The following is a 12440-nucleotide window of genomic DNA, read 5'->3' on the forward strand; positions in this document are numbered from 1 at the left end:
GAGATCGTGCAGGCAGTAGAAAATTTGATGCATGACGTCCACAGGACACCGCTGAAGCAGTCAAAGACCTTGAACCGTCTCACTGGCCGTCAAGTGTACTTGAAAATGGAGAACCTGCAACGGACAGGGTCCTTCAAATTACGGGGTGCCCTGAATAAGATTTGTTCACTTACAGAAGAAGAAGCTGAACGCGGAATCGTTTGTGCCTCAGCAGGGAATCATGCACAAGGGGTTGCGTTAGCCGCTTCTGAAAGGTCGATAACAGCTAAGATTTTCATGCCGAAGAAGACGCCGCAGGCCAAAGTGGATGCTACTAAATCGTATGGTGCCAAAATCAAGTTGATAGGAGAGACGTATCAGGAAGCCTTCATGGCAGCCAGTGAAGATATGCTTGCCAATGGTTCTACTTTCGTTCATGCTTTTGATGATGAGAAAGTCATGGCAGGACAAGGCACAATCGCATTAGAAATGATGCAGCAATGTCCAGACTTGGATACAATCATTGTGCCAGTCGGAGGTGGTGGCCTGATTTCCGGAATTGCGGTTGCCGCCAAAACCTTCCACCCTCATTTGAAGGTGATCGGGGTTCAGTCTACGGGAGCACCTGCAACATACAATCAATTCACAGGGAAGAATACCGGTTACCTGAACCAGGTGAAAAGCATAGCCGATGGGATTGTAGTGAAAAAACCAGGAAAGCATACGTACCCGATCATTGAACAGTTCGTCGATGAAATGGTGATGGTAAGTGATGAAGAAATCGCTTATGCAATCATGTTCATGCTTGAAAGGGAAAAGACGCTGGTTGAAGGGGCAGGTGCCGTAGCAGTCGCCTCGCTATTATGCAACAAGATTTCCGGAAAAGGGGAAAAGGTCGGCTGTATCGTAAGCGGAGGGAATGTCGATCTCAGTAAACTTGACCATTATAGGAAGTTAAGTCATCGATATAACGATGATCGACCACTGACTTCGATGTCTTAAGCATAGCAATCAAGTAGGATTTTCATTGGGAATAGGATAGAATATTGTTAGAAAAACCTTAGGGAAAAAGCCTAAGGTTTTTCTATTCTGTCAATAGACTATAATGTAGAGGGATAGATTAACGAAAGGGGTTGCGATCTGATGCAAGATGAATTCGAGTGGATCGAGAGCATAACGCCGAAACAGAACCACCAACCAACATTGATTGAAGGGATTGGTGATGACGCAGCACTCATCCGTTCTGAGGCTGGTTTCGATGACATCTTATGCGTTGATACGCTGGTCGAAAACGTCCACTTCAGCCGGAAAACGATGACCCCTTATCAAATCGGGCACAAAGCTTTAGCTGTCAATATCAGCGATGTAGCAGCTATGGGCGGGACACCGAGATTTTATCTTGTTTCGATCGCCATTTCTGATTCGTGGTCTGAAACAGAGCTTCAAGAGATCTATAAAGGGATGGAAGGCTTAGCAGATAAATATGGGATTGATCTTATCGGAGGCGATACTGTTGCCACAAAAGGTCCTCTGGTCGTGTCGGTTACCGCGCATGGACGGGTCCAAAAGGGCAGGAAGCTTCTGCGGAAAAATGCCCAGCCAGGCGATGTCGTATTTTTGACAGGTCCAGTCGGGTTGTCGGCTGCAGGACTTGAACTCCTATTAGAAGATCGACTTTCAGAGAATCTGACAAGGCTCGTTGATGCGCACCAGCTTCCCGCCCCGCAAGTCGAAGCAGGGTTGCTTCTAGCCGCGAGTGGGTATAAAATTGCGTTAAACGATATTAGTGACGGCCTTGCCAGCGAATCACATGAAATCGCTGAAGCGAGCAATGTACACATACAAATCCGTTATGATCAACTTCCGACTGTAGAGGAATTCAACCATTTTACCTCTGATCAAGTATTGGATTGGATGCTTTACGGCGGGGAGGACTTTCAATTGGTGGGTACTGTCCCATTAGAGGACTGGGCTTCTTTAGTACAACTGTTCGGTGAACATGGACTGGCAATCCATGAAATCGGAGCAGTAGTTGAAGGGAAGGCAGGAGTCAGTCTCTTTAAGGATCATGAGACGATTCCGGTTTCCAAAAAAGGTTACAATCATTTTAGTGGATAAGAATCAGGTGATAGAAGTGGAACAATTACAATTCAGATTAAAAAGCCCAGAAGAGACGGTGCAGTTAGGTGCCCGTCTGGCGGAACATTTGGAGCCGGGTGACGTGATCACTTTGGAAGGAGATCTTGGAGCTGGTAAGACGACGTTTACGAAAGGGCTGGCGAAAGGATTACATATCAATAGGGTAGTAAAAAGTCCGACTTTCACGATCATCCGTGAATATAAGGGGCGTCTTCCGTTATATCATATGGATGTCTATCGCTTGGAAGACAGCGATGAAGATCTCGGCTTTGATGAATACTTTGAGGGTGAGGGCGTGACAGTCGTCGAATGGGCTCATCTCATCAAAGATTATTTACCTGAAGATCGTTTAGCGATCACCATCCGCCTTATCGATGAGGATGAACGTGAAATGACGATCGAACCGATTGGAGACAGGGCGAACAGCGTATGTGAGGAGTTTAGGAATGAAAGCATTAGCGATTGACACATCCAACCTGGTCATGGGTGTTTCCGTGATATCCGATAACAAAATCGTCGGTGAGCTGACGACAAATATGAAAAAGAATCATTCGGTCCGCTTGATGCCGGCCATAGCGAATCTTCTAGGGGAAGTTGATATGCAACCTGGTGATCTCGATCGTATCATCGTGGCGAGAGGTCCTGGATCTTTTACAGGTGTCCGGATCGGTGTATCTGTCGCCAAAACGATGGCCTGGTCACTGAACATACCGATAACGGGTGTCTCGAGTCTTGAAGTTCTTGCCCAGAACGGCAAGTATTTCGATGGGGCAGTCTGTCCGTTGTTCGACGGGAGACGAGGACAGATATACACAAGCCTTTATGGAAATATCGACAATCGCTTTCAATTGCTTCAAGACGAACGGATCATGCAACTGGTTGATTGGATCGATACGATAAAAGACAAGTCCAGGAAGGTGCTGTTTTTGGGGAATGATCTTCCGCTTCACCGAGAAAAGATTGAAGAACTGCTCGGTGATAGAGCCGTATTCGGACAAGCAGCCGATCATAATCCACGTGCTTCCGAACTTGCTGCACTTGGGGTGGCGCGCGACGGGGAGAACCCTCACACCTTTACACCAAGTTACTTACGTTTAGCTGAAGCAGAAGCGAAGTGGCTTGCGAACCAGAAAAAGTAGGTGCCTGATATGGTTAAAAATCTGACTTTTCGTATCATGACATTAAATGATCTGGAAGATGTAATGAAAATAGAAAGAGCCTCTTTCCCGCATCCATGGAGTAAAGATGCCTTTTACAATGAAGTCGTGAACAATCAATTTGCCACCTACCTGATCCTTGAGGTGGATGAAAAGCCGGTCGGCTACTGCGGCATTTGGATCATTATTGATGAAGCACATATCACCAACATCGCGATCATCCCTGAATTCAGAGGGAAGAAATATGGGGATGCCTTGATGAGGAAAGCAATGGAACAAGCCCGGACAATGGGGGCAAAGACCATGACGTTAGAGGTACGGTTAAGCAATCAAGTCGCACAACGCCTCTACCGCAAATACGGATTCGAAAACGGTGGGATCCGAAAGAATTATTATACAGACAACGGAGAAGATGCTTTAGTAATGTGGGTGAATTTATAATGCAGGAAAAAGACGAAATCATATTAGGAATAGAAACAAGCTGTGACGAAACAGCGGCAGCAATCGTGAAGAACGGTACGGAGCTGCTCTCGAATGTCGTAGCTTCTCAAATAGAAAGCCATAAGCGATTCGGCGGTGTCGTCCCCGAAATTGCCTCCCGTCATCATGTCGAGCAGATCACAATTGTCATTGAAGAAGCAATGAAGGAAGCGGATGTGGAGTTTGACGATTTATCAGCGATTGCTGTAACAGAAGGCCCTGGATTGGTAGGAGCCCTTTTGATCGGAGTCAATTCGGCAAAAGCGCTCGCTTTAGCCCACAGCATCCCGCTGGTCTCCGTCCATCATATTGCTGGACACATTTATGCCAATCGCTTGCAGGAACCGATGGAAGAGTTTCCTTTGCTTGCTCTCGTCGTATCAGGGGGCCACACCGAATTGATCCTGATGAAGGAACATGGTTCATATGAAATCATAGGGGAGACGCGGGATGATGCTGCTGGAGAAGCATACGATAAAGTTGCTCGGACACTGAAGCTTCCTTATCCAGGAGGCCCTCACATCGACAAAATGGCCGCGGAGGGTTCCCCAGAGATCGATCTTCCACGCGCCTGGCTTGAAGCGGATTCATTCGATTTCAGTTTCAGTGGACTGAAATCAGCGGTGATCAACACTCTTCACAATGCAAAACAGCGGGGGATAGAGATCAATCCAAATGATCTCGCAGCAAGTTTCCAGGAAAGTGTCATTGAAGTCCTCGTTGAAAAAACGTACCGTGCTGCTCGTGAGTATGGTGTGAAGCAGGTTGTTGTGGCAGGGGGAGTAGCAGCCAATAAAGGTTTGCGTGGAAGGTTGACCGATCGTTTTGCTAATACAGGGATCCAGTTATCGATTCCGCCTTTATGGCTCTGTACTGATAATGCAGCGATGATCGCGGCAGCAGGCTCGATCGAATACCAAAAAGGGAAACGAGCCGATATGAAACTCAATGGAAACCCAGGATTGGAATTAGAAGCTTTTTAAGGGAATAGAGAAGTGGATGTAGACCCGACAGGCAGACCGGGTCTTTTTTGCACTTAAAGAAAGTATAACAACTTTCTTCAGTATAAGGGCAACTTGGGCTCAGCCTTCGCCAAATTTTCTTTAGCGTGGAACGTAGTAAGAAAGTCTTGTTTAGCGCCATTATTTCGAAATCGGCGTGAATCTATATTGTGAAAAGCTTTGCATCCCGACCTTGGACAGTGTCGAAAAAGGAAAGCGGACTATAGTCGCTTTCCCCCCGATTTATGACTTTTGATGGGACTGGATGAATGTCCAAAACGGTAGTCTCCTGCTGTTTGTAAAGCTATTTTGACGGTTTCAAGACAAATTTTGATCTTTGAAGATAAAACAGGAAGTGTCCGACTCTCACCGTTAAATTTGATTTTAGGATCAACTTGTGTGGATAAGGTATTTGTTTCAAGAAAAACCAACCGCATAATTCGACATAACCTGTTGTCAGAATTCATTTTTAGTGGACTTAACGGAACAGTAAAAGACGAGTATCATCGTTTTTTCCGATTCTATAAAGATTGTGATAAAGGTCGAACTGCGTCGAACTATGGTGTGGAGAACTTTTATCCACAAGTTGTGAACACTGTGGATAACAACATCAGAACATAGAAAAATAAGCAGTTGTGGATGTGAATAAAATTTTGTGGGTAAAACAAGGGGTTTGTGTGGATAATGTGGAAAAATCGACAAAAAAACGGAAGAATTGCTATCAAAGCTGTGTATAACTCTGTGGATTATGTGTATATGTTGATTATTATTGACGAATGACAGGTACAAGCACCCTGTTCAGCTACAAAGGTCAACTTTCAATTCGCAACAATCTTTTAGAAAACAGCCAAAAAAAAGAATGATGACCTATTATAAGCCATTCATCCTTTCATATCATTTCAGTTGTAAACTTTCCCATTCTTCCATAAGGTGTTCCAATTCTTGATTTACGCTCTTAAGCTTTTGGTTATACTCTTGGGATTTTTCATAATCCTGAAAGACCTCAGGTTTGCCCAGTTCATTTTCATAGTCTTCAATCGTTTTCTCCAACGTTTCAATTTTCACTTCGATTTCTTCGACTCTACGGAGACGTTTCCGCTCTTCTTTTTTTGCCTGTTTATCGATCTGGAACTTTTCTTTTTGTTCCGTACCAGTAGCCATTTGTTGATCTCGATTCTGCTCTTCAGCCTCGATACGTGCAAATTCGGCCTGTTCGGCTTTTTTCTCCATATAATAATCATAATCTCCAAGATAGTTTTCAAGACCACCTGGGGATAACTCTATGACCCTCGTTGCAATACGATTAATGAAATAACGGTCGTGTGAAATGAACAGGATCGTACCTGGGTATTCGATCAAGGCATTCTCCAATACTTCTTTACTATCTAGATCCAAATGGTTGGTAGGCTCATCTAGGATGAGGACATTCGCTTTCTGAAGCATCAACTTGGCAAGCGCAAGTCTTGCTTTCTGGCCCCCGCTTAATTCATTGACACCTTTCAAAACATCATCTCCGCTGAAAAGGAAATTTCCAAGCACAGTGCGGATATCCTTTTCCGTATGGGCAGGGTACTCATCCCAAAGCTCATTAAGAACGGACTTATTACTGTTTAAGTTTGCTTGTTCTTGATCATAATACCCGATTTGTACATTTGAGCCGAATTGGATCGTTCCATCCAGCTTACGTTCAGGTCTCATGATTGTTTTGATCAGTGTCGATTTTCCAATTCCGTTCGGACCAACGAGCGCAATACTTTCTTCTTTTTGGATTTGTAGTTTGATATTTCTGACGAGAATTTCTTGGTTGTAGCCAATCGCAACATCATTAAGCTGCAATACGTCATTTCCGGTAGGGCGTTCAATCGTAAACCCGAATTGGGCTGATTTCTCTCCGCCTTCCGGTCTCTCTAACTTGTCCATTTTACTCAGCTGTTTCCGTTTGCTCTGTGCGCGTTTGGTTGTGGAAGCACGGGCAATGTTCCGCTGGACGAAGTCTTGGAGCTTAGCAATTTCTGACTGCTGTCTCTCGTATTCCTTCATTTCCTGTTCATATTGCTCGGCTTTCAGTTCAAGATATTTGCTGTAATTACCAATATACTTCTTGCTTTTTTGGCGCGATATCTCATAAACCTGTGTGACCACTTTATCCAGGAAGTAGCGGTCATGGGAAACAATCAGCAGCGCACCGGGATAGGACTGCAGGTACCCCTCGAGCCAGCTCAACGTTTCGATATCGAGATGGTTGGTAGGCTCGTCCAAAATCAAAAGGTCAGGTCGGGTGAGAAGCAGTTTGACGAGGGCAAGCCGAGTTTTTTGGCCGCCGCTTAAAGAAGAGATCGGTTTATCATAATCTTCTTCAAAAAAACGGAATCCATGTAAAATAGAACGGATATCGTTCTCGTATTGGAATCCGCCTTTCAGCTGAAACTCATGTTGAAGGGTGTCGTATTCTGCTAATATTTTCGTATATAATCCTTTATCATTCAGAACATGCTCTTTACCCATTTTATCCTCAAGTGTACGGATTTTGGCCTCCATTGTTTGCAGATGACTGAAAACTCCTATCATCTCTTCCCAGATGGAGTGATCCGATTCCAATCCAGCATCTTGAGCAAGATAACCGATCTCAGTTTCTTTCGGTTTCATGATCGAACCGGAGTCATGGGAAAGCTGTCCGCTGATGATTTTCAACAATGTAGATTTACCAGCGCCGTTCCTACCGACAAGGGCGATTCGGTCCCGGGATTGTACTTCAAGTTTAATATTCGATAAAATAAGGTCAGCACCAAAATATTTCGTTATGTCCTGGACTTGCATGACAATCATGTTGTTTCACCTCGTTAACAAGGTAACGGCGAAGCCATCGTGCCTAGAACTTCTTATTCGTCAACCTTTGAACTTATATTAATAGTGTAGCTTATCAAGGAAAGTCCAGGCAACCAAACAATATTCAAGGATTTGTGATATTTTACCTTATTTGATGCCTTACTTTTTTATAAAAAAGGGTGTATAGTCTCTGTTAGGGTGGTGATTCTGTGGGTGATTTCACGCATTTCAATGAGCAGGGCCGTGCAAGGATGGTGGATATTTCAGACAAAGAAGCTACAGTACGGACAGCAAGAGTCCGAAGCAGCGTCCAAGTGACTGAAGAAATCTACAAAGCTATCCAAGGCGGTAACATCAAAAAAGGTGATGTATTGTCTGTTGCCCAGGTGGCAGGCATCATGGCAGCCAAAAAGACGCCTGATATCGTTCCGATGTGTCATCCATTGCCCTTGAAAGCTGTGGATATATCGTTCGACTGGAGTATCGAGGAGAACTATGAATTACTCATCGACGTGATGGTGAAAACGAAAGGGAATACGGGTGTTGAGATGGAGGCTTTGACAGCTGCATCCGCAGTGGCCCTTACGGTGTACGATATGTGTAAAGCGATCGATAAAGGTATGGTGATCGGCCCGACCTTCCTGCTTGAAAAGACAGGTGGTAAAAGCGGCGATTATCACAAAGGATAAACCATAGATCAAACAATAGATTCAGTTGGTGTTCTCATAACGAATGGAGGGGTCCGATGAGCGTTGAAGATCAAAAAATTCCGCAAGCTACAGCTAAACGTTTACCTTTGTACTATCGGTTTTTGAAAAATCTTTCTTCATCAGGAAAGCTTCGTGTCTCCTCTTCAGAGCTCAGTGAAGCTGTAAAAGTCGATTCTGCGACAATAAGAAGGGATTTTTCTTATTTTGGAGCACTAGGTAAAAAGGGTTATGGCTATAATGTTAATTACCTGCTTACATTTTTCAGGAAAACGCTCGATCAAGATGAAGTGACGAAGGTCATGTTGATCGGTGTGGGGAACTTAGGAACAGCCCTATTACATTATAACTTTTTGAAAAATGACAACACGCGCATCGAGCTCGCTTTTGATGTCGATAAGAAGAAAGTAGGGACAGACATCAGCGGCGTTCCGATCCATCATTTGAATGAACTGAAAAATTTCACAGATGAGGATGTGTCCGTTGCGATTTTGACAGTACCAGCCAACAACGCACAGGCTGTAGCCGACCAATTAGTCGAATTAGGCATCAAAGGGATCTTGAACTTCACACCAGCACGATTGACTGTACCAGAACATGTTCGGATTCATCATATAGATCTTGCAGTCGAACTGCAATCGTTGATTTACTTTTTGAAGCATTACCCGTTGGACTGATTTGAACATCCGAAGATTTAGAGGAGGTGACCAATATGCTTGGTCCAGGAAGTTGGATAATAATCGGAGTTGTAGCATTATTGATTTTCGGCCCTAAAAAGCTGCCTGAGCTTGGAAGAGCGGCAGGGAAAACGTTGAAAGAGTTCAAGAACGCAACGAGCGGTCTTGTAGACGATGACGATGATAAAAAGAAAAAGAACAAACAGGCTAAAACAGACGAGCAATAGACAGGAAGGTAGTTTTGTATGACGGAAACACAAATGACACTTCAAAACCATATTGAAGAATTGCGTAAAAGGGTTTTTATCGTCATACTCGTTTTCATAGGAGCATTCATTGCAGGGTTCTTTCTTGCGATGCCCCTCATTCAATACTTGCAGCAAACCCCTGAGGCTGCTGGATTGGAACTGAATGTGTTCAATCTGACAGACCCTTTGAGGGTTTTCTTGGATTTCGCCTTTCTGATTGCGTTATTGATCACTTCTCCCATTGCACTTTATCAGTTATGGGCGTTTATCAGTCCTGGTTTGTATGAAAAAGAGCGGCAGACGACATTGATGTACATTCCGCTTACATTCATTTTGTTCATAGCGGGGCTATCCTTCTCGTATTTCATCCTGTTTCCGTTCGTCATCGATTTCATGAACGGACTTTCGAATTTATTAGGTGTAAATGAAGTATATGGAATCAATGAGTACTTCCATTTCTTATTCCGGCTGACACTACCGTTCGGGATCCTCTTCCAATTCCCTGTTGTGATCATGTTCTTGACACGATTAGGATTGGTGACACCAGCGGTACTCCGGAAAATCAGGAAATACGCCTATTTCGTTTTGCTGGTCATAGCAGGTCTGATCACACCTCCAGAGCTCATTTCGCATCTAATGGTGACGGTGCCGTTGATTGTATTATATGAAATCAGCATTGTAATTTCCGGATTCGCCCATCGAAAAGCGATGAGGACAGCAGCGAAAGCAGAAAAGGAAGACAGTGCATGACTATATGAGCGATCCACATTGCGTGCGATCGCTTTTTTTAATGAAGTTGTGTCTAGCTCCAATGCCCAACCACTTGGATCACTTCAGCCCTCCTGCGGCAGCACTGCCTCCTCGTTGGGCTTCCAGTGACCTTTCGTGGTGATCGGGGCGTTTACGCTTTTCTTTACCGGCATGGAGCAAGCTCTAGGGTTCAAGTCCAGACGGTGAAGGCCGTTGTAGCTGTTAGCCAAAGCCAGGGTGACCCTCCTACTCGATTTTTCGTTTTGTATGCAATACACTTTAATTTTTGTCGATATATAGAAAAAGTAAAAAAACGGTTCTTTTTTTTGAACAGAAAATTCATGTAACTTATTGAGCATGATGAAGTCTACATGTATATAGGGAGGGGGATAGAGAGAAGATGTCAGAGCCTTTTACAGAGATTTATGAAACATACAAGAAACCGATTTATACATATCTGTATAGAAGTACTTACAATACTCATATAGCCGAGGAACTTACTCACGATACATTTATAAAGGCATACAAAAACCTTAAACATTTTCGAGGAGAAAGTTCCTTGAAGACGTGGTTGTTCACTATTGCCAGGAATACATACTTATCTTATCAAGGAAAAAGCTCAACCAAATACGAGACGATCAACCAAGTACATGAAAATTGGAAGAGTACTGACGAAGGTGTGGAGTCCATGATTGAAAGAGATTCAATCCTAACTATTCTCCTATCCCTAACTGAAAAAGAAAGGACATTCATACTCTTAAGAGATCAGCATGGGATGAGTTATCTAGAAATTGCTGAGATTTTAGATGAAAAAGTAGGATCTGTGAGAATCGGAATACATCGAGCTAGAAAAAAATTTAAAGAACGTTATAACAATGAGTTTGGGGGTGTACATAAATGAAGGATGATTGCCAGCTTATTCAGGATATCTATCCACTATATATGGAAAATGAATTGAGTCCTCCAGTAAAAGAAATGGTCGAAAAGCACCTTCAAAATTGCTCTGAATGTGCCCGGATCTATCAGCAAGGGGAAGGGTTTACAAAAGCATCTTTACTTCCCGATTTTGAAGAAGTACCAGGAACCCTTGATGATCGGGTCAAAATGAAAATTAAATTTCGAAGGTTAAAGATCTTTTCAGTAATCTTAGGAATCATCATCGCCATGATGCTGATCAATAAGTATGAAAACTCCAGGCAGCAGATCTTCAGTTGGAGCGATACGTTATACAGGGAGGCAAGTTTGATTGTTGATGCTGTTGAAGCCACCCGGTATGAAGGTCTCGAAAGTTTGAAATTTCATGAGAAAATGTACATCGACAGAAGACAAACGGATGATTATTCGAATTCGTTCAATTGGTGGGAACAGCAAAAGTATAGGGGAACGGATCATTATTTGAACCTCCACTATCAGGTCCTTTTCGATACATTGGAAATCTTGCATAAGCGGGAACAGAACGGACAATGGGATGAAGTGGACACAAAGGTTTACAGTAAATTGAAGGAATACAGTTATCAATACATGAATGAAGCACAAGATGAGTACAACAAATTTCACCATGGCTACAGCTCTTATCTTGAAACAGTCGATATTGAAGGCTTAGAGGATGCAATTGTAAACATTAATGAGTTAGCTTTTTATTACAATCGATTCCATCAGCTACCGAAAGATGTTGACCGGTTGAATTATGATCAATTAAAGGAACGGATATCCGAATATCTACATGTTGATCCTTCAGAGGTGGAATTCGACAGAGGAAACCACTCACCTTATGAACCAGGGTTGGTGGAATTTTATGTTGAAAATGAATTTGATGGAGAAATCGATGCCTTTACAGGACATATACTCAGGATCAGTAGCATGAACCCGCCTCAATTGAAAGGGAGCTTGACCGGTGAAAAAGAATCTTTGGAGAGTGTAACGAATGTTCTTAGGAATATGTATGGGGAACAAGCAGAGTTTGAGATTGATTATAAAGGAATCAATTACTTCAGCTCTTCGAATGAGGACGGCGCAAAGTTGTATTCCTATACGTACAGCCTTACGAATGGAGGTTATCGGCTATTAGTGGAAGGGCAGGATCTCTTTGTCATTGAAATAGATGCACGTACTGGGAACATCCACCGTTTATTTGTGAATCAGACCTATATACATGACGCTTTTTTTGCAAAGAATTTTAAAAAGAAACTATCACCTGATGTAGGGTTAGAGAGACTTCACAAAAAGGTCGATCTGGAAGATGCCCAATATAGCATAAAGAGACGATATAAGTTTACGGAAACGTTTGTGATTCCGAGTCGGATGACAGGTGATTATGAGCTTGTACATGCATATGATTTGGAAAATGAAAGTGACATGGAGATTTCCGGCTCTTCAGGAAGGAGTCCGGAAAGAAGGTTCATCAATGCATCAACAGGGTTTGAAGAAGAGAAGTACGAAACCAGATATTGAATAAGGATTGACCAAAAGCGGTCAA

Annotated in this window: 13 protein-coding genes; 12 read left to right on the forward strand and 1 reads right to left on the reverse strand. The window is 43.3% G+C overall.

All coding sequences use genetic code 11. The features are described from left to right. Nucleotides 1-27 precede the first annotated feature (27 nt). From ilvA to tsaD, 6 genes are all read left to right on the forward strand, one after another. Nucleotides 28-981: a threonine ammonia-lyase gene (gene ilvA, locus L1611_RS17310; RefSeq protein WP_236314971.1), complete on the forward strand. Its 954-nt coding sequence runs from the start codon at nucleotides 28-30 to the stop codon at nucleotides 979-981. Nucleotides 982-1122: 141 nt separating this feature from the next. Next, a complete protein-coding gene (gene thiL, locus L1611_RS17315; protein WP_236314972.1) occupies nucleotides 1123-2097 on the forward strand; it encodes a thiamine-phosphate kinase in 975 nt (324 codons plus the stop codon). A 16-nt stretch (nucleotides 2098-2113) separates the two neighbouring features. After that, entirely contained in the window at nucleotides 2114-2584 is a 471-nt protein-coding gene (gene tsaE / locus L1611_RS17320) for a tRNA (adenosine(37)-N6)-threonylcarbamoyltransferase complex ATPase subunit type 1 TsaE (protein ID WP_236314973.1), read from the forward strand. Continuing rightward, nucleotides 2565-3257, forward strand: coding sequence for a tRNA (adenosine(37)-N6)-threonylcarbamoyltransferase complex dimerization subunit type 1 TsaB (gene tsaB, locus L1611_RS17325; RefSeq protein WP_236314974.1), 693 nt, complete (start codon nucleotides 2565-2567; stop codon nucleotides 3255-3257). The genes tsaE and tsaB overlap by 20 nt, the downstream gene beginning before the upstream one ends. A gap of 9 nt (nucleotides 3258-3266) precedes the next feature. After that, nucleotides 3267-3716: a ribosomal protein S18-alanine N-acetyltransferase gene (gene rimI, locus L1611_RS17330; RefSeq protein WP_236314975.1), complete on the forward strand. Its 450-nt coding sequence runs from the start codon at nucleotides 3267-3269 to the stop codon at nucleotides 3714-3716. Further along, entirely contained in the window at nucleotides 3716-4738 is a 1023-nt protein-coding gene (gene tsaD, locus L1611_RS17335) for a tRNA (adenosine(37)-N6)-threonylcarbamoyltransferase complex transferase subunit TsaD (RefSeq protein WP_236314976.1), read from the forward strand. Before rimI ends, tsaD begins: the two co-directional genes overlap by 1 nt. Nucleotides 4739-5650: 912 nt before the next feature. Here the strand turns inward: tsaD and L1611_RS17340 are convergent. Next, nucleotides 5651-7582, reverse strand: coding sequence for an ABC transporter ATP-binding protein (locus L1611_RS17340; protein ID WP_236314977.1), 1932 nt, complete (start codon nucleotides 7580-7582; stop codon nucleotides 5651-5653). Between the two features lie 209 nt (nucleotides 7583-7791). On the opposite strand from L1611_RS17340, the gene moaC reads away from it, so the two are divergent. From moaC to L1611_RS17370, 6 genes are all read left to right on the forward strand, one after another. Next, on the forward strand, nucleotides 7792-8271 hold the full coding sequence (gene moaC, locus L1611_RS17345; protein WP_236314978.1) for a cyclic pyranopterin monophosphate synthase MoaC: 480 nt from the start codon (nucleotides 7792-7794) through the stop codon (nucleotides 8269-8271). Nucleotides 8272-8327: 56 nt separating this feature from the next. Next, the gene (locus tag L1611_RS17350; RefSeq protein ID WP_236314979.1) at nucleotides 8328-8966 is read left to right on the forward strand and encodes a redox-sensing transcriptional repressor Rex; all 639 of its coding nucleotides are present in this window, start codon (nucleotides 8328-8330) and stop codon (nucleotides 8964-8966) included. Nucleotides 8967-9001: 35 nt separating this feature from the next. After that, nucleotides 9002-9193, forward strand: a complete 192-nt coding sequence (locus L1611_RS17355; protein WP_236314980.1) for a twin-arginine translocase TatA/TatE family subunit — start codon at nucleotides 9002-9004, stop codon at nucleotides 9191-9193. Nucleotides 9194-9211: 18 nt separating this feature from the next. After that, nucleotides 9212-9964 carry a twin-arginine translocase subunit TatC gene (gene tatC, locus L1611_RS17360; RefSeq protein ID WP_236314981.1) on the forward strand — a complete coding sequence of 251 codons (753 nt, stop codon included), beginning with the start codon at nucleotides 9212-9214 and terminating at the stop codon, nucleotides 9962-9964. Nucleotides 9965-10364: 400 nt separating this feature from the next. Continuing rightward, nucleotides 10365-10865, forward strand: coding sequence for an RNA polymerase sigma factor (locus L1611_RS17365; RefSeq protein ID WP_236314982.1), 501 nt, complete (start codon nucleotides 10365-10367; stop codon nucleotides 10863-10865). Then, nucleotides 10862-12415, forward strand: coding sequence for an anti-sigma factor (locus L1611_RS17370; protein ID WP_236314983.1), 1554 nt, complete (start codon nucleotides 10862-10864; stop codon nucleotides 12413-12415). The genes L1611_RS17365 and L1611_RS17370 overlap by 4 nt, the downstream gene beginning before the upstream one ends. The last annotated feature ends 25 nt before the right edge of the window (nucleotides 12416-12440 follow it).

The sequence above is a fragment of the Pseudalkalibacillus salsuginis genome (assembly GCF_021646685.1).
Taxonomy (GTDB): domain Bacteria; phylum Bacillota; class Bacilli; order Bacillales; family Fictibacillaceae; genus Pseudalkalibacillus; species Pseudalkalibacillus salsuginis.